General features: G+C 56.8%; 15 protein-coding genes. 13 read left to right on the forward strand and 2 right to left on the reverse strand.

The window, feature by feature from the left end:
* Nucleotides 1-372 precede the first annotated feature (372 nt).
* From ACVWXW_RS04945 to ACVWXW_RS04955, 3 genes are all read left to right on the forward strand, one after another.
* A complete protein-coding gene (locus tag ACVWXW_RS04945) occupies nucleotides 373-1,377 on the forward strand; it encodes a cytochrome c oxidase subunit II (RefSeq protein ID WP_457403044.1) in 1,005 nt (334 codons plus the stop codon).
* A 77-nt stretch (nucleotides 1,378-1,454) separates the two neighbouring features.
* Nucleotides 1,455-3,161 carry a cytochrome c oxidase subunit I gene (ctaD, locus tag ACVWXW_RS04950; protein ID WP_457403046.1) on the forward strand — a complete coding sequence of 569 codons (1,707 nt, stop codon included), beginning with the start codon at nucleotides 1,455-1,457 and terminating at the stop codon, nucleotides 3,159-3,161.
* Between the two features lie 118 nt (nucleotides 3,162-3,279).
* Nucleotides 3,280-3,891 (forward strand): cytochrome c oxidase subunit 3, encoded by a 612-nt coding sequence (locus tag ACVWXW_RS04955; RefSeq protein WP_414351249.1) that lies wholly within the window; start codon nucleotides 3,280-3,282, stop codon nucleotides 3,889-3,891.
* Here ACVWXW_RS04955 and holA read toward each other — a convergent pair.
* Nucleotides 3,879-4,871: a DNA polymerase III subunit delta gene (gene holA / locus ACVWXW_RS04960; RefSeq protein WP_414341931.1), complete on the reverse strand. Its 993-nt coding sequence runs from the start codon at nucleotides 4,869-4,871 to the stop codon at nucleotides 3,879-3,881. The genes ACVWXW_RS04955 and holA overlap by 13 nt on opposite strands.
* Before the next feature lie 975 nt (nucleotides 4,872-5,846).
* On the opposite strand from holA, the gene ACVWXW_RS04965 reads away from it, so the two are divergent.
* The 4 genes from ACVWXW_RS04965 (at nucleotide 5,847) to ispD (ending at nucleotide 10,170) form a co-directional block, all read left to right on the forward strand.
* Complete coding sequence (locus ACVWXW_RS04965; RefSeq protein WP_457403047.1) at nucleotides 5,847-7,262, forward strand: IctB family putative bicarbonate transporter; 1,416 nt, start codon at nucleotides 5,847-5,849, stop codon at nucleotides 7,260-7,262.
* 151 nt (nucleotides 7,263-7,413) lie between these two features.
* Nucleotides 7,414-7,752, forward strand: coding sequence for a P-II family nitrogen regulator (locus tag ACVWXW_RS04970; RefSeq protein WP_011430352.1), 339 nt, complete (start codon nucleotides 7,414-7,416; stop codon nucleotides 7,750-7,752).
* Nucleotides 7,753-7,906: 154 nt separating this feature from the next.
* Entirely contained in the window at nucleotides 7,907-9,313 is a 1,407-nt protein-coding gene (locus ACVWXW_RS04975) for an ammonium transporter (RefSeq protein WP_457403048.1), read from the forward strand.
* 149 nt (nucleotides 9,314-9,462) lie between these two features.
* Nucleotides 9,463-10,170, forward strand: coding sequence for a 2-C-methyl-D-erythritol 4-phosphate cytidylyltransferase (gene ispD, locus ACVWXW_RS04980; RefSeq protein WP_457403050.1), 708 nt, complete (start codon nucleotides 9,463-9,465; stop codon nucleotides 10,168-10,170).
* A 40-nt stretch (nucleotides 10,171-10,210) separates the two neighbouring features.
* Here the strand turns inward: ispD and ACVWXW_RS04985 are convergent, their stop codons facing one another.
* Nucleotides 10,211-10,570 (reverse strand): DUF559 domain-containing protein, encoded by a 360-nt coding sequence (locus ACVWXW_RS04985; protein ID WP_414423957.1) that lies wholly within the window; start codon nucleotides 10,568-10,570, stop codon nucleotides 10,211-10,213.
* Between the two features lie 84 nt (nucleotides 10,571-10,654).
* On the opposite strand from ACVWXW_RS04985, the gene ACVWXW_RS04990 reads away from it, so the two are divergent.
* The 6 genes from ACVWXW_RS04990 (at nucleotide 10,655) to sufU (ending at nucleotide 17,900) form a co-directional block, all read left to right on the forward strand.
* On the forward strand, nucleotides 10,655-11,872 hold the full coding sequence (locus ACVWXW_RS04990) for an RNA-guided endonuclease InsQ/TnpB family protein (protein ID WP_457403051.1): 1,218 nt from the start codon (nucleotides 10,655-10,657) through the stop codon (nucleotides 11,870-11,872).
* Nucleotides 11,873-12,143: 271 nt separating this feature from the next.
* Nucleotides 12,144-12,944 carry a precorrin-4 C(11)-methyltransferase gene (gene cobM / locus ACVWXW_RS04995; RefSeq protein ID WP_457403052.1) on the forward strand — a complete coding sequence of 267 codons (801 nt, stop codon included), beginning with the start codon at nucleotides 12,144-12,146 and terminating at the stop codon, nucleotides 12,942-12,944.
* Between the two features lie 183 nt (nucleotides 12,945-13,127).
* Nucleotides 13,128-15,209 carry a tetratricopeptide repeat protein gene (locus tag ACVWXW_RS05000; RefSeq protein WP_457403053.1) on the forward strand — a complete coding sequence of 694 codons (2,082 nt, stop codon included), beginning with the start codon at nucleotides 13,128-13,130 and terminating at the stop codon, nucleotides 15,207-15,209.
* Between the two features lie 38 nt (nucleotides 15,210-15,247).
* Nucleotides 15,248-16,075, forward strand: coding sequence for a sulfurtransferase (locus ACVWXW_RS05005; RefSeq protein ID WP_457403054.1), 828 nt, complete (start codon nucleotides 15,248-15,250; stop codon nucleotides 16,073-16,075).
* Nucleotides 16,072-17,250, forward strand: a complete 1,179-nt coding sequence (locus ACVWXW_RS05010; protein WP_457403055.1) for an NAD(P)/FAD-dependent oxidoreductase — start codon at nucleotides 16,072-16,074, stop codon at nucleotides 17,248-17,250. Before ACVWXW_RS05005 ends, ACVWXW_RS05010 begins: the two co-directional genes overlap by 4 nt.
* Before the next feature lie 167 nt (nucleotides 17,251-17,417).
* Nucleotides 17,418-17,900 carry a Fe-S cluster assembly sulfur transfer protein SufU gene (gene sufU / locus ACVWXW_RS05015; RefSeq protein ID WP_011434254.1) on the forward strand — a complete coding sequence of 161 codons (483 nt, stop codon included), beginning with the start codon at nucleotides 17,418-17,420 and terminating at the stop codon, nucleotides 17,898-17,900.
* The last annotated feature ends 92 nt before the right edge of the window (nucleotides 17,901-17,992 follow it).

Here is a 17,992-nt window from a genome sequence, read left to right on the forward strand (position 1 = left end):
TCAGTCTGCGGGCAACAAGAACCTCTGTTTGGAGAGATGGCCCTCAACCAGAGCCGGCCTTCAGTGCAGTACCGCCCTTACACAGGTCTGCCGAAAATCTCGGAACCAAAGCTCTGTCTCGCCGCTGCTCACCCAGGAAGATCCTGAAGAGATCCATAAGTCTACACAACTTTCTTTCCCCCGCGAACTAGTATTTGATAGCGGTGGGAAGTCCGTGCACAGCGGATCGGGCTCCATAGGCAAAAATTTTGTAAGCCCTGTAAGCAATGTAAACAAAAACAAAAAACGGCAACAGTAGAAAACGTAGTCTGCAAACGCTGTGGGCGGATTGTCTGCTAGGGTAGATGCTCTCTGTATTGGGGAAAAGCAGTCGTGAGTGCGATTAGCAACATCATCTTGGTGGGTATGGGGATTCTCCTGACCCTGGCAAGCCTTTGGTACGGGCAAAACCACCATCTGCTTCCCGAATCTGCTGCCGAATCAGCCCCCTTGTTCGACAGCCTCTTTAACAGCACCATAACCATTGCCACAGGGATCTTTTTGGTGGTACAGGGTGTACTTCTCTACTGTATTGTCCGCTACCGCAAGCGGCGAGGCGACAAAGGCGACGGGGATCCCAGTCACGGCAACGTGCTGTTGGAGATCGTGTGGACGGCGGTGCCGGCGGTGATCATTCTTTGGTTGGGCTTGGCCAGCCTAGATGTCTATCAAGCTGTTTACGGGGGTGCTCACGTCGGCGGCCATATCCACGCGGCCATGGCGATGGAGTCTTCCCACGAAGCTGAGGCGGGGGATCCCGGCTACGCCTACACGCCTGCGGTGCTACCCGGGAAGAAGATGGGCCAGCCGGATCTGGTCGTTCAAGTGCAGGGCATGCAATATGCTTGGATGTTCACCTACCCGGATTCCGGCCTGGTGGCCAGCGAGCTGCACCTTCCTCTAAACAAGCGGGTGCGCTTGGATATGACGGCTCTGGATGTGAACCATGCCTTCTGGGTGCCGCAGTTTCGCCTCAAGCAGGATGTGATCCCTGGCCGAGAGACCCACCTGGAGTTTGTGCCTACCCAACTGGGGCAGTACCCCATCATCTGCGCAGAGCTGTGCGGCCCCTATCATGGGGTGATGGCAGGGCAATTGTTTGTGGATACGCCGGAAGACTTCGAGCGCTGGCAGCAGGAGCAAGTTTTGGCCGCCCGTGGCGAGGGCAGCACCTTGGCCCTCGTTTCAGATTTCTCGCCAGTCCATCCCTCTCCTCGGCCAGGCTCCCCTGAGGCCGAGTCTGCCTTTGCCCATGTCCACCACCAGCGTTTGGGCGTCTCCCCCTCAGATTTGAAGTCTCTCCAGTTCCATTCTGGATCCCTTCCTTCCGCAGGCTAGCTGGGATCCCCAACATCCCTTTGGCCTGCGCTTGTGGGAACAACATTCTGCCAACGCGATATAGGAGCTTTTGTGCAATGACCCAGCTGCAAGACAGCCCAAGACTTGTTGCTGCACCGAAGGTTGAACTGGAACTTCCTGCTGAGCCTTGGTGGCGCTTCTTTACTTTTTCCACCGATCACAAGGTCATCGGGATCCAGTACTTGGTGACCACCTTTTTCTTCTACTTGGTGGGAGGGGCGCTGGCGACGGCAGTACGGGCAGAGCTGGCTACTCCAGAGGCCGACTTTCTCGGCTTTGAGCGGTACAACGGTGCCTTTACCCTGCACGCCACGATCATGATCTTTTTGTGGATCGTGCCTGCTTTGGTGGGGGGCTTTGGCAACTACCTAGTACCGCTGATGATCGGGGCGCGGGATATGGCCTTCCCCAAGCTGAATGCAGTGGCCTTTTGGCTGGTTCCGCCCACAGGGATCCTGCTTTTGGCCAGCCTGTTCATAGAGGCTCCGGCTGCCGGCTGGACTTCCTACCCCCCCCTCAGCTTGATCAGCGGCAAGGTGGGGGAAGAACTCTGGATCCTGAGCATTTTGTTGGCAGGAACCTCTTCCATCCTGGCGGCGGTTAACTTCATCACCACCATTCTGAAGATGCGCATGCCCGGCATGAAGATGGAAGACATGCCCCTGTTTTGTTGGGCCATGCTGGCAGCCTCTGTTCTCACCCTCATTGCAACACCGGTTTTGGCCGGTGCATTGATTTTGCTTAGCTTTGACCTCTTGGCAGGCACGGCCTTTTTTAACCCCAGCGGCGGCGGGGATCCGGTGGTGTACCAGCACATGTTCTGGTTCTACTCCCACCCGGCAGTTTACATCATGATCTTGCCGGTCTTTGGCATGATCTCCGAGATTTTGCCGGTGCATGCCCGCAAGCCCATCTTTGCTTACAAAGCCATTGCCTATTCCAGCTTGGCCATTTGCTTTTTGGGGTTGATCGTCTGGGCGCACCACATGTTCACCAGCGGCACCCCTGACTGGATGCGGGTGTTCTTCATGATCGCCACTATGGCTATTGCTGTCCCGACGGGGATCAAGGTGTTTAGCTGGCTGGCCACTTTGTGGGGCGGCAAGATCCACTTCCGGTCGGCCATGCTGTTTGGCATGGGCTTTGTCTCGATGTTTGTGATCGGGGGGTTGAGCGGCATTATTCTCGCCTCGGTGCCCCTGGATATCCACGTCCACGACACCTACTTTGTGGTAGCCCACCTGCACTATGTGTTGTTTGGGGGCAGCGTGTTCGGGATCTATGCCGGTATCTACCATTGGTTCCCCAAGATGACGGGGCGCATGTTGAATGAGTTTTGGGGACGGGTACATTTTGTGCTGACCTTCGTCGGCTTCAACATCTGCTTTCTGCCGATGCACAAGCTGGGCCTGATGGGGATGCCCCGCCGCGTTGCCCAATACGACCCGCAATTTGCCGATCTGAACTGGATCAGCTCGGTGGGCGCCTTTATGCTCGCCCTTTCCACTCTGCCCTTTTTGGTCAACGTCATCTACTCTTGGGTGGCTGGGCCAAAAGCTGGGGATAATCCTTGGCAGGCCCTGACACTGGAGTGGACAACTTCTTCTCCCCCGCCCCATCACAACTTTTATGGGGATCCCATTTTGCTGACCGGCCCCTATGACTACGGTTTGCACAGCAAGGAGACGCTGGACTACTTTGCTGCTCAGTTGCAAACCTTGCGGGAGCTGGCGCTGGCAGAAGCGGAGCCTACTTCTTCTTAGCAGGCCGGATGCCCGGTGGGCGGCTGATCCCCTGCTCACTGGGTATTCCAGTCTTGGCTGGGCTGCTTGTACAGCCTCAAGAAGTCTCAGGAATTCAGGAATTTAGGTGGAAAGGAATATGCAAGGATCCCTTGCCTCTGAAACGCTGATGGTTGGCCACTCAAGGGCCCACACTGCCCATGCTGAGCACCCAGATCATCGCGTCTTTGGCATCTTGATGTTTTTGGTGGCAGAAGGCTGCCTATTTTTGGGGCTTTTCATGGCCTACCTGGCCTATAGCCTCACCGCCCCGGTGTGGCCGCCGGAGGGAACCCCAGAGCGGGAATTGCTTTTGCCCGGGATCAACACGGTGATTTTGCTCTCCAGCAGCTTCGTCATTCACAAAGCTGGGTCGGCCATCAAGGCCGATGATGTCAGGGGTCTGCGGCTGTGGTTTGCCCTCACAGCGCTGATGGGGGCGGTTTTCCTGGCAGGGCAACTCTATGAGTACAGCAACCTGGAGTTTGGCCTCACCACCAACCTGTTTGCCAGCACCTTCTATGTTTTAACGGGGTTTCATGGTCTTCACGTGATGGCAGGGTTGCTGTTTATTCTGGCAGTGCTCTGGCGCTCCTTTAAACCCGGCCACTACAGCGCCCAACATCATTTTGGCGTCGAAGCTGCCGAGATCTACTGGCACTTTGTGGATGGGGTTTGGGTTGTGCTGTTTATTCTGCTCTACTTGCTCTGAGCTCGGCCTTCACCCAATATAGCCACGATTTGGATCAGCGCTTCTTGAAAGGCATCTCGTTCCGGCTGTCCTTGCTTGAGGTTGTATTCCAATTGCAAAAGCTGCTGCATTGCTTTCAGTAAAGCTGTGGTCTTCAGGGATCCCACCTCTTTTTGCAGAAAGTAAACCCGGTTGGGATTCCCGATTTCTGCTTTCTGGGCGATGACCTTGGGATCCCGTTCTCCCTGATCCAGCAGCAGCCGCACCCATAGCCAGGTGCGAAATTGGCCTACCAACACCGCCAGAATCCTCAGGGCCGGCTCGTTGTGATCCAGCAGATGGGTCAAGATGCGTAGGGCTTGTTCCAGATTCCCTTTGCGCAGGGATCCCGCCAATTGAAAGCTGTTGTAGGCGCTGGCGGGAACTAACGCCTCGACTTGTTCAGGAGAAATGGGATCCTGTTGACCTGCCGTAAACAGGGCCAGCTTTTCCAATTCCATCGCCAAGCGACGGGAGTCATTGCCCACCGCCTCGGCCAATTTCTGGGCGGCTGCCGGGCTGAGGGCCAGATCCCGTTGTTCAGCTTCCCGCTGCACCTGCTGGAGAATGCCCTCCTCATCCCAAGGGGCCAGTTGGGAAAACTCGCGGACAATGGCCGTTTTCTTGAGGATTTTGGTGGATTTCAGGCGCCCATCGGGTTTATTGCTGGTGGTCAAGAGCAGATGGGTGGTAGGGGGTAACTGGGCCAGTGTGCGCTCCACTTCTTCCCACAGATCTTCCGGGCAATGTTGGGTGAGTGTTGTCTCTTCCAGCCAAACCAAGCGGGCGTTGGATCCCAGCGGCGGGGTCATGGCTTGGTTGAGCCCGGCAATCGTGGATTCCGGCGGCAGGCGATCGTAGTTAAAAGCAGCCCAGTGGGGATCCAGCACTTGGTCGCGCAACTGCTGCACCGCCTGCATCAGGCGATAGGTGTCATCTCCCCAGTACAGGTAAACGGGCACGCTTCGACCGAGTGATTTACGAGATGCTTTTCCCCTACTTCCTCCATTTTGCGTAGGTCAGTTCCCCTTGTCTAAGCGGTTTGGCCGGGATCCCTGCTCAACTTGGTGGAGGGAGTCAGTCCAAGTGAAGATACCGAGCCCAGCTTGACTCAAGTTGTTTAAGAATAGGTCAAGTACTCGCCCTGTCTGGCGAAAACAAAGGCATCTTTACATAACTTTCATAATCCAGAAGTCTCCGCAGCTCAAAAAGTTCTGTATTCCCACTGAAGAGGTTTCGTAGACCTTCTCCTACAGTTGAATTAAGAGCAGAGACTGCAGGGTTAAAGATTATGGATGGCATTGGCGAGTTTGAGTATAAGATGCAAATCTTAGCCCGTTGCATGGGATCCGCCCTGGGTCTGGGCCGTCCTACTCGTATTCAGATTCACTATTCCAACCTCAATTCCCAAAACAAAACCAAAGCGAAGGAAGGTCAATCTGAGTCAAAAAGTCTATCCTCCCTAGGCGATCAGATCTCTTCGAGTCTCAGCAATCAGGGCAAAAGAGGATCCCAAGGTCAGGCTTTAGCCTATGTTGCCTGAAGAGTCTTTCGAGAATTAATCTGTAGTAATTCAGGAGGATTTTTGACTGCGGCGATCCAACACTTACTTAGAAATTGGGACAGATCTTTCTTGTGGTTTTTCTAGTTACTCTTTCTTTGCATTCTATAGCGATTTGTTCTTAAGACCGAAAACTCAACTTTGACAATTCTTCTTTGACAATTCTTCGATGCTTTTCGTCTTGTAGAGTCTTGTGAGTTAGCCGATTCTTTATTTTTGTTAACGAGGACTTTGTCCGGCTGACGCGATAAGAAGTTGCGCTCTTCTTCGTTGTCTCTTTGCCTCTGGGGATATAGACTAAAGCTTTGTCCCGCTGGTGAAACCAGTAGGATGACTTGAGGTGTGGGGATTTGGGCCCAACACGCCCCAGAGGATTATGGAACGAGCAACGCAACGGTGGCACGGTTTTCTGCTGCGCGACTTTCCCATCAAGGCTTGGCAGCAGGGGAGCCTTTTGGGTCGTCTATTGGGATCCCTGCAAAGTTGGGGGAAGAGCAGCATATTGGTTCAAACTTCCGACCGGATTGGCCTGGGGCTAGTGCTGCTCTACTGGATTTTCTCTGCGCAAAGCTCCACCGGCATCCTGGGCCTGATTTTGCTGGCTATGGCTGCTCTGGTGGGCCTGTGCGCTTTGGTGGAAATGCCGATTGGGCTGCCGCTGCATCTGCCCCTGGGCCTTTTCTGGGGAATTGCCACCTTGGCAACGATTCTCTCTCCGGTTCCCTACGCAGCGCGGGATGGCTGGCTGAAGCTGACTCTTTATCTAGCCGGCTATCTGTTGTTGCATCGTCTGCTGCGCAAACCCCAATTCCGAGATGGGATTGTGGGATCCCTGCTTTTGGTCAGCTTGGTGATGGGGATCCATGGCCTGCGGCAATACTTATATGGGGCAGCGGAACTGGCCACCTGGGTGGATCCGGAGTCGGGTTTGGCGGGTCTGACGCGGGTGTACAGCTATCTGCGCAATCCAAATCTGTATGGGGGCTACTTGATCCCGGTCATTCCCCTGGGGCTGGCCGCCACTTGGATTTGGCCCAGTTGGGGGGCGAAACTCCTGGCCGGGTTTACGACGGCGGTGAACCTGATTTGCCTGTTGCTCACCTACAGTCGTGGCGCCTGGATTGGGGGGCTGGCCATGCTCACCCTGATGGCCGTGCTGTTGGCACAGTGGCATTCTGTCGATTTGCCAGCCCGCTGGCGGCGTTGGGCCTTGCCGGCCCTGTTGGGCGGAGGGGGGGCTGCTCTGTTGCTCGGGATCCTGACGGTACGCTCCCTGCGGCTGCGGGTGCAGAGCCTTTTTTGGGGGCGGTTGGATACCAGCAACAACTTTCGCCTCAATGTCTGGGCGGCGGTGCTGGAGATGATCCGCGACTTTCCCATCTTGGGGATCGGCCCCGGTAATGTTGCCTTTAACCGCGTCTACCCCCTTTACCAACGAGGCAACTTCAGCGCCCTCGGAGCCTATTCGGTGCCGCTGCAGCTCACCGTGGAGACTGGCTTCATCGGATCTTTAACTTTCGCCTGGTTCCTCTTGGTGCTCTGGGATCACGGCTGGAGATGCTGGAAAACTTTGCTCAACTTGCGGGATCCCCAGGGTCTATGGGTGGCAGCAGGCTTGGCCGCTTGCACCGGCATGATGGCCCACGGCTTGGTGGATACCATCTGGTATCGTCCCCAGGTACAAATGCTGTGGTGGCTTGCGGTAGCGCTCATTACAGCCAGCTTGGCCTCTCTTAGCCCTCAGCCGCTTACAGATGCTGGTGAGACGCCAGTGGGGACTTCCTCCCGTTAAGGTAGCTTAAGCTTGACCTTCCAGTCTTGACGGGAGCCAACCCAGAGTGGTAAGCATCTTCAGTAGGAGATAAAAAATGTATCCGTTTTTACAATTCACAGGTGTTGGTAGTGTTAGAAATTAGCGGAACTGTTCAGGGTGCAGGAGGCAGATGAAAAAAATCGAGGCCGTAATCCGGCCATTCAAGTTGGATGAGGTCAAAATTGCTTTGGTCAATGCCGGGATTGTCGGCATGACCGTAAGTGAAGTACGGGGTTTTGGCCGGCAAAAGGGACAAACCGAGCGTTACCGGGGATCCGAGTACACGGTAGAGTTCCTACAAAAGCTGAAAGTGGAGATCGTGGTCGAAGATGACCTGGTGGATACGGTGGTGGAGAAGCTGATTGCAGCGGCTCGCACCGGCGAAATTGGGGACGGCAAGATTTTCATCAGCCCCGTCGAAAAAACCATCCGCATCCGCACTGGCGAGCTCAACCAAGATGCCCTATGAGAAGGGATCACGTTCAGGGTTTGGGTTGCCCGGCCTGAGCCTCGTGTGAGTTTGCTTCATGTCTCTTTTGCTGTATATCTGATGAGGTGTTCTTGCCCTACTTTTCGGGTAATGTGTTGCGAGAAGTACTGTCCCTTTAGGTGAGTCGAAAAGCATGAGTACGACAATGATCCAAAAGCTCAAGAGCCAGGTGCCCCAGTGGCTTTGGCGACCGGCCAAGTGGAGTCTGACTGCCGCTCTAATGGCTGCGCTGGTTTTTCTATTCGGCCAGGGAACTGCCTTTGCTCAAGAGGCCGAGGAAGTTCAGAAACACGCTGACGTTGTTTGGACGATCGTGTCGGCGGCCTTGGTGTTCTTCATGCAGGCAGGGTTCGCCATGGTGGAGACGGGCTTTACCCGCGCCAAGAATGCCGCCAACATCATGATGAAGAACTTGATGGACTTCTGCATGGGCTGTTGCGCCTTCTGGTTCATCGGGTTTGGCCTCATGTTCGGCAAAAGTGCTGGCTTCTTCGGCACTGACTGGTTTGCTTTTGGCTGGCAGCAGGCTTACGAGGCAGATGGCTGGCCCTTTACTTTCTTTGTCTTCCAGATGGTGTTTGCCGCTACCGCCGCCACCATTGTTTCCGGAGCGATGGCAGAGCGCACTAAGTTCTTGGCCTACTTGATCTACTCCATCGTTATTTCTGGGCTAATCTACCCCATCTCTGGGGGTTGGGCCTGGAACGGGCTGTTCGGCGACTACAACGGCGGCACAGCCGGCTGGCTGGAAAATCTGGGCTACATTGATTTCGCTGGATCGGGGGTGGTGCATTTGGTAGGGGGCGCTGCGGCCTTGGCAGGTGCGATCGCGCTTGGCCCTCGCATTGGCAAGTACGGCCCTAATGGAGAGCCGCGGGCGATCCCTGGCCACAACCTGCCGCTGGGGATGTTGGGGGTGTTTATCCTCGCCTTGGGCTGGATCGGGTTTAATGCCGGTTCCACCACTGCAGCCTCTGTCGATATTGGCTGGATTGCCATGAATACGCTGCTGGCAGCTTCGGCTGGAGCAATTGGGGCGATGTTCACCTCTTGGGTTCATTTTGGCAAGCCGGATATGACCTTTGTCGCCAACGGGGTGCTGGCGGGCTTGGTGGGCATCACTGCCCCTTGCAATACAGTTCATCCGCTGGGGGCCTTGATCATTGGCTCGGTGGCCGGAATCCTCGTGGTGCTCTCCGCGGTGATTTTGGATACGGCGCTGAAAATTGATGACCCAGTGGGCGCGGTTTCCGTGCATGGCACCTGTGGTATCTGGGGGGTGTTGGCAGCAGGGATCCCTTGGTTTGCTCACGCCAATTCAGAGGTTACCTGGGCACAGTTCGGCGTGCAGGTGGTAGGCGCTCTCGCTCTCTTCTTCTGGCCCTTCATCACCTGTCTAATCCTGTTTTTAATCCTCAAGGTAACTGTTGGCTTGCGCGTCAGCGCCGAGGAAGAGATTGCCGGTTTGGATGTGGGCGAGCACGGCAACATAGCCTACCCTGACTTCGTTACTGCTGCCACCGAGGTGGAGGGAGCTTGAGCTGTTGCGCTCGGTTCGACGGGAGGCTGTCGGATCTGAGCGACACGGGACTGAAAATCAAGAGAGGGGGTCAGGTCTGGCCCTCTCTTTTGTGGCTTGTTGACCTCAAGCAGTACACTGGGATCCGGTTGAATGCGCTTTTGGATCCCATGCACCTTCTGATCCCGGCGGCTGGCAGCGGCAAGCGAATGGGGGCTGCGGTCAACAAGCTGTTGCTGCCGCTCTTGGGTCAGCCAATTTTGGCTTGGACGTTGCAGGCTGCGGATCGAGCCAGCTCCATCGAGTGGATTGGCATTCTCTCCCAACCCGGCGATTGGCCGGCCATCGAGCAGATCCTGGCGGCAATGGATCTGTCCACGCCGGTGCAGCTTTTACAAGGGGGGGCGACGCGGCAGGAGTCGGTTTACAGGGGGGTTGAGTATCTCTATAACCTGGGAACAGTAGAGCGGGTGTTGATCCACGATGGGGCCCGCTGCCTAGCTACCCCTAAGTTGTTCGATCGCTGTAGTGCTGCTTTGCAGCAGGTGGATGGTTTCATCGCGGGGATCCCTGTCAAGGACACGATTAAAGTCGCTGAGGCAGGCCCAAAAGGGATCCAAATTCAGTCAACCCCAGAACGCAGCCGGCTGTGGGCAGCGCAAACGCCGCAGGGGTTTCGCCTGTCGATGCTATGGCAAGCCCATCGGGAGGCTCTGGCCCAGGGTTGGCAGGTAACCGATGATGCAGCCCTATTCGAGAAGCTGGGTTGGCCAGTCTACATCGTCGAAGGGGAGGAATCCAATCTGAAGCTAACCACCCCCCTGGATGTGTTGCTGGCCGCACAAATCTTGCAGCAGCGTCTCGGACCAGCGCGTTAGCTCAATTCAATCCCGGTAGGGCCAGTCTCAACCTTGGGAATTAAAAGTAGGGAGGAAGAAATCTAGGTTCACTAAGAGCACTTTGATCACCCCATCTCTTGTGGTCCGTTGGAAATGAAAATGATAAGTCTGGCTGTTTAGAATCTAATGCACCCAAGACACCTGAAACCAAGCAAAAGATGAGATTAATGCACTTTTCACTTTCTTCATAAACTTGCCGTTCTGAGAACCGAACTACAACCCAGCCTCTATCCGCTAGATAAGCATCACGCTTACTTTGCTTAGGATCATTCACAGTATGGGCTGGCCTACACAGATTACCTTCAAGAAACCATGGCTCATCAATTTCAATGTCAATGAGTAAAACGAGTGATCTTTTTCCATCTCTAGATACCTGCATTGCGATATCAGCTAGAAATCGCAGGAGCCCCGCACTGTACCCGTAGGGTCAGTGCCGGGAGGAATGCGAGGTTACAATAGAACCATGACCCAAGTCCTGACCGTCTCCTGCAAGCTCAAGGTAGCCCAGTCGCAAGCCGCCAAATTGGACGCGACTTTGGAGGCTTTTGGCCAAGCCTTGAATTGGGTCAACCAGAACACGCCGGAGAAGATCGTCAACGCGGTCAAGCTGCAATCCCTTTGCTACTACGAGATTCGAGCCCGGTTTGGCCTGTCCAGTAACTTGGCTCAACAGGTGTGCAGACGGGTAGCGGGTTCCCGCAAAGTGGCTAAGCAGAAAAAGCGTCCCGTCAAGGAGTTTAAGAGCGGCTTTGTTACCTACGACGCTCGCATCTTTTCGTTTCGTCAAAAAGACTGGACGGTGTCGCTGACCACGGTGGAAGGGAGAGAACGCTTTGAACTGGCCATTGGCAACTACCAGCGTGGGATGCTGGCTGGTTCCAACCCAAAAGCTGCCACGCTGGTCAAGCACAAAGACGGCTCCTACTACATCCAGATTTGCGTAGAGGAAAAACCACCCAAGCAACAAGATACCGACAAGGTGATCGGGGTGGACTTGGGGAGGACAGATATTGCCCATACGTCAGAGGGGGACAACTGGAATGGACAGCAGTTGAACAGAGTCCGAGACCACTACTCCCGGTTGAGGGCGGTACTCCAACGCAAAGCCAGTAAGGGCACACGCAGTTCGCGGCGCAGATGCCGTCAACTGCTGCAACGGCTGTCTGGCAAGGAGAGGCGCTTTCAGGCGTGGGTCAATCATCGCATCTCCAAAGCTATTGTCTCTAGGGCAAAGACCACAAACAGCGCTATTGCCCTGGAAGACCTGACAGGGATCCGGGAAAGAGTCAATCAACAGCCGCGCAACAAGGCCGAACGGCGCAGAACCAACAGTTGGGCGTTCTACCAGCTGAGGCAGTTTCTGGAATACAAGGCTCTGCGTGCAGGGGTTTCTCTGATTCTTGTGCCGCCTGCCTACACGTCGCAGACCTGCCACCGGTGTTTGCACGTCCATCCCGATCCTACGCAATCCTATCGCAGTGGGAAGCAGTTCAAGTGTGGGCACTGTGGATGGGAAGGGGATGCGGACTGGAATGGGGCCAACATGATTGCCAAGCTTGGGGCTGTCGTAAACCAGCCTAGAGGCCCGTGGTTGGCTTGCCAACTGCAGGGCTACCGTTCGCGCCAGCGGGCCGGAGGCCTTAAGCCCGCCCTGTACTGCGAAGCAGTCAGGGCCGGGTAGTTTACGTTCCGTTGGGCGCTCCGGCATCTGTGGCGGCTCAGGCTCCGGCGGGCAAGGTGGGAGATCTGGCCCCCTCAAGAGGAGAGCAATCGGCTGGGGTAAAACAACGTAGGGATAATAGTCTTTCCGAACGTACCTTAAGATGGGATGCGAGTGCCTGTCGTGATCTTGCATGCTTGAGCCTCCAGATAAGTTCCCTTGGAATCCAGTTTGAAAAGACTTTGGAAAAGGGATCTTCAAAGAGGCCCTTGAAGGGGTAGGAAGCAAGCAAATGCGCGAACCGACGTCGTGGCCTGTCTACATTGTCGGGGCTGGCCCCGGGGATCCGGAGCTGATTACCCTGCGGGGGCAAAGACTGCTGGCGGAAGCCGATGTAGTGTTCTACACAGGTTCTTTGGTGCCAGAGGGAGTGCTGGCCCATTGTCGCCCTGGGGTTGAGGCCATTGACACCCGCTCCTTCACGCTGGAAACGCTGCTGCCGCAAATTGTGGAACGGGTCAAGGCGGGGCGGCGGGTGGTGCGGCTGCAGGATGGGGATCCCTGCCTTTACGGCGCTCTGCACGAGCTGCTGATCCGGCTGGCGGAGGCAGGGATCCCTTTTGAGATCGTGCCGGGAGTAAGCGCCTTTCAATTGGCAGCCGCCCGTTTGCAGGTGGAGTTGACCATACCCAAGTTGGTACAGACGATTATCCTCACCCGCGCCAGCGGTCGCACCCAAGTACCGGAAGCGGAAGCCCTGGCCGGTCTGGCAGCCCACCGCGCTTCTTTGTGTCTGTATCTGAGCGCCCGCCACGTAGAACAAGCGCAGGCAGATCTGCTGGCTCACTACCCCGCCGATACCCCGGTTGCCGTTTGTTATCGCTTGGGTTGGCCGGACGAACAGATCTGGCTGGGATCCCTGGCCGAGATGGCCGCCCTCACCCGGCAAGCCGGCTTAGAACGCACAGTGCTTTACCTCATCAGCCCTGCCTTGGAAGGCTTGTCAAGCTCCAGATCTGCCCGCTCGCGGCTCTACAGCCCTGACCACACCCACCTTTTCCGTCGCAAAATGGGCCAGCAGCCCCGTTTGTAACAGGCTCTTTCAGTATATTGACGGACTCCGGCAGATTGAGCACAATGAGGCAGCGAGATGAAGTCAGAGGCCTTGACTTCTGGCCACAAGGTACTCAGCTTTGCCGAGAGAAGTGGATCCCTCTTGGATTGGAGTTGTTGCAAGACTACTTTTTCACCCTTTAACTTTGTGAGCTCTAACCTTATGGCTGGCTCATCTGCTGCTCGCAGCGTGGAAACCCTGATCAAGGCTCTGCAGAAGGCCCTGGCCCCCCTGCCAACCCGTTCGGCCCTGAAGCAAGATGTCCTTTACCTCATGGTGGATCTCCCACGGCAGGGGATGTTTAGCCGCTCTATGGTGTTGCATCGAGTTGCCAGCCAATTGGGGGGCTTGCCTGTGCAGGGAGTTAGCCAACTGGTGGTGTACGGTCGGCTTCAGGGGGAAACACAGCCGCAGTGGAAAAAAGTCTTCTACTTGTCCTCTGGGGAAAGCAGTGCCGATGCCACGCAGATTGTATTACCGGGCACCAAGATTTCTGAGATCAAGGTGCTGGAGGCCCAAAAACCTGTTGTGGATCCCGACGGCAAATCCGATTTTCGCAAAGTTAAAACTCTGGGGGCACCGGTTCCCAAAATTCAGAAAGAGCGCCGGCCAGAACCGGCTTTAAGCCAGCCCTCGGTTGCTCACGCCCCTTCCCAGACCGAGATCCCAACCCCTCTGCCCACACCTGCTCGCTCCGGTTTTCCTATCACTGTTCCGGTCAACGTTCGGACACTTGGCCAATGGTTACACAGACCCACCCTACGGCCCTTCCTGGGGGGAGCCCTGGCTTTGTCTCTCCTGGTGGGGGCCGGGTTGGTGATGCATTCCTTCCGGCAGCCCGATGTCCCTGCCCGAGCCAGATCGCTGGGGCTGGGGATCCCGCTGTTGATCTTGGCTGCAGGGGGGGGCTGGCTGGGTTGGCAAGGCCGGCGTGCCATCAACACCTTTGAGCGGGAGGGATCCCAGGATCCCTTTACAGAAGGGCTGTCCTTTTTACAGGCCAATCCAATTCCTGAGGCGGTGGAGCGGTTTCGGGAGGCCGTGCGGCAACAGCCGAATCATGTCGAGGCCCACGTTGAGCTGGCCCATCTGTTGGCGAAAACCAACCGACTGCAGGAGGCATTGAGCCACTACCAACAGGCCAAACGCCTGAACCCGAACTGGAGCGGCATCAACACCCACCTGGTGGAAACCCTGAAGGCTCTAGCACGGCAGTGGCTGGCCCAGCATCAGCCGGATGAAGTTCTGGCCCACTTACCCGAAGCATTCCCCCTCACCCAGGGATCCGCTCAAGCCGAGATCTTCAGCCTGCTCAGCCAAGCCTGGGCAGAGAAGGGCAACTGGGCACAAGCTTTGGCCCAGCAACAAAAGGCCCTGGGGTTGGATCCCCACTTCAGCGAGGCCCATCTTTGCGTTGCTCAAATTCGCCTCAAGCTGGGGCAATGGGACGAGGCCATCGACTCCTGCTGGGCTGCTTTGGGGCTGAATGGTCGCCTGGGCCTGGGCCACGCCGTGATGGGACAAGCGCTGATGCGCAAAGGTCAGTTAAAAGCGGCAATCGCAGCCTTCCGAACTGCTCTCAACCTGGATCTCGCTCCTGAGTTGGCAGCCGGTGTGCGGGTGGATCTGGGTTTGGCAATGGTGCATGCAGGTCATCTGGCTCAAGCCAGCCAAGAGTTCAGCCAGGTGGTCTTCAATGGCCAGTTCAAAAGACAGCAGGCTCGCGCCTACTACGGTTTGGGTCTGGTGTTGGCAGGCCAAGAGCAATACAGCGAAGCCATCAAGAACTACCGGCGGGCTTTGGAGCTGGCCCCCGATCTGCACGCAGCGATGGCCGCCACTGGCCTAGCCTACTTGGGGCCCAAACAACGGGATGCCTCTGGGCGCAAGTTCATCCAGCCTCAACAGTTGCAGCAGGCTATACAGCAGTTTGAACAGGCTTTGAAAGGAGACCCAGATCTGCCCGAAGCTCACTTTGGCATGGGAGAGGCGTCGCGCATTAAGGGGGATTTGACCTCAGCGGAGATCAGCTATCGACGGGCCATTTGCAGCAATGGCAGCTATGGAGCAGCTCACTATCGTCTGGGATCCATCCTTGCCCGCCAAGGCAAGCTGGAGCAGGCCATTGAACACTTTCGCTCGGCTTTGGAAATCGCTCCCAACTTCTCCGAAGCCAGAGTGAGCCTGCAACGGCTTCTCTCCAAACAGATGGAAGAGGCCCATACCGGCCTACTCGTCCCGTAAGGTGGGATAGGATCTTCTAGTTAAGGTTCTCTCAACCCATGACACCAACGCCAGGTTGGGTGGTCAGCCCTGCAACCGCCATCCAGCTCATCCAACAAGGGGCAACGCTTCTGGATGCACGCAGTGCGGAATTGCAAGCCGACGGGATCCTGAAGGGTTCAATTCCGGTGAACTGGATGGAGTTTACTCAACCAGAGGCTGCCAACAGCGGCAAGCTGTTGGCAGATGATGCCCTTCTCACCGAAAAGCTGCAGGGCCTTGGCGTGTTTCAGGGACGTCCGGTGGTGGTGGTGGCCGATCCGCTGCGGGGCTGGGGAGAAGATGGACGAATGGTTTGGATGTTGCGCAGCTTGGGTCATCCCCAGGCAGTCATGGTGGACGGGGGCTATCCGGCCCTGGTGAAGGAGGGAGTGCCGACCACAACCCGACAAAGCGCCGACGAACCGCAACGGGGCGACTTTGTAGTGCGGCGAACCGACCGGTGGGAGATCGACCGGGACACTCTGCGGGCCAGCCTTGGCTCCGACCGTGTGGCCATCCTCGACAGTCGCGAAGCCCAAGAATACAAGGGAGCCACCCCCTATGGTGAGGCGCGCGGTGGACACATCCCCGGCGCTGTGCATCTCTACTACAAGGAGCTGATGGATGCGGCGGGATCCCTATTGCCGCCCGATGCAATTCACGCCCGCCTGCAAAAAGCCGGGATCCCTCCGGAAGCCGAGATCGTTGCCTACTGCACAGCCGGGGTTCGCGCCGCTTGGGTCACGGTGGTTTTGACCCACTTGGGCCGGCAAGCCAAAAGTTATTCCGGCTCCATCCTGGAATGGGCAGCCGGGGATCCCCAGGAGTTCCCGCTCCAGCCATGAGGGGATCCCTGCCCACTGTGATCTTGGCCGGATGTGGCTATGGAGCCATCGACGCCTTGCGGGCGCTCAAAGGGCAGGCACGGGTGATCGCCATCAACCCCTATCCCTACAGTGTCAATTCGGGCATGTCCACACGGCTGCTGAGCGGTCGGTTTTCTCTAGAGCTGGTGCGGATCCCTTTGCTGGAGCATATTCAAGCCAACGGCGCCCAGTTTTTGCTGGGGCGAGTCACCCACATCCAACCCGAAGCTCGAACCCTGACCCTGGAGAGTGAAGCCGGGATCCAAACTCTGGCCTACGACTATCTGTTGGTGAATGTGGGCCGGGAGTTGCGCCCCATCGATGGGATCCAACATGCCTTTACCATTCGACCGGCAGAACAATTGGTGGCCGCCCAAACCTGGATCCGGCAGTGCTGGCAACGGGCAGCCCAGGGGGATCGGACGCCGGGCCTGCTGACCTTTGTGGTGGCGGGAGGAGGCTGTACCGGCACAGAGCTGATGGGGGAACTCTACGATCTTTGCCGGGAAATGAGCGCAGAAACAGGGATCCCCTTGGCTCAAGCCCGGCTGATCTTGATCCATCGCCAGGCCCATCTGGTCGAGGGCTTCTCGGAACCCTTCCGCCGGGCGGTGGAAAGGGAAATCCGCCATCTGGGGGTGGAAATCTGGGCCGGATGTCAGGTGAAAGCCTTTGGGCCGGAGCACGTGTGGCTCTCGGATGGCACCGAGTTGATAGCTCAGACCCGCCTGTGGGCAGGTGGCTTCCAGGTGCCGAGCTGGTTGAGCACCTGCGGCTTGCCAACAGGGCCGACGGGAGCCCTGCTCGTGGACAAATACCTGCGGGTGCAAGGCTCAGAGCACATCTTGGCGGTGGGGGACTGCGCTGACTTTGTTTGGGGATCCCGCCTCTTGCCCAAGATCGGCGTGTACGCGGTGCGCCAGGGGCCAATTGCAGCCCAAAACCTGCTGCGGCTCATCCGCGGCCAACCTCTGATCCCCTACCGACCGCAGGCCACGGTTTTTGTTTGTGTAACGGTGGGGAACCGCGTTGCCGTTGCCGAGAAAGGCAGGCTGGTCTGGCGCGGCTATGCAGCCACGGTGCTGAAGAACTTTTTTGATTGGCTGTACATGCGCAAACTTAAGCCCCTGCGCTGGCAGGAGTTTTTCTACTGACTCAAGCTCTACCAAGAACGGGGTTAAGATCAAAACCAGATGGGCCAGGTCGGGCTCGCTTCCCAAATCCTGAATATCTGAGAACTATGGCTATTCCCGGCGGCAATGGGCTATGAGCGGATCGACTTTTGCCGACCGGCCAGAGCAGCGACCAACCAGGAGCAACAATGCCTCTAGATAACCTGCGCGGACTCTATCAGCAAGTCATTCTGGAGCGGTACAAAAAGCCCCACAACTTCGGCAGAGTGGATCCCGTCCACCGCCACCAACGTGGCCACAACCCCTCCTGTGGCGACACCATCGACCTCACCTTACAACTGGATCCCAGCCAGGAGCGGATTGTCGATATCAAATTCGAGGGGGCAGGCTGTGCCATTGCCCTGGCTTCTGCCGATCTCATGGCGGATGCGGTGCGGGGGCGCACCATCCCCGAAGCTCTGCAGTTGGTGGAGCGCTTCCAAGCCATGATGCGCGGTGGCGAAGAGTTCCCGCGGGAGCAACGGGCTTTGAACGCCATGAAAGGGGTAGCCCAATTTCCAGTGCGCATCAAATGCGCCAACCTGGCCTGGCATGCGCTCAAATACGCGCTGGAATCGCCCGAACCCCAGGCCAATGGGTCGGCCTTTGTGAGCAACGAAAACACCGACTGACCAAAAGGCGCGGCAAGCCCCGTCCTTCAGGGCAGGGAAGGATAGCGCGAACCGTAGCCTATATCGTTGTCATCACGCATAGGTCAAGAATA

It is taken from the genome of Thermostichus sp. MS-CIW-30 (assembly GCF_054058015.1).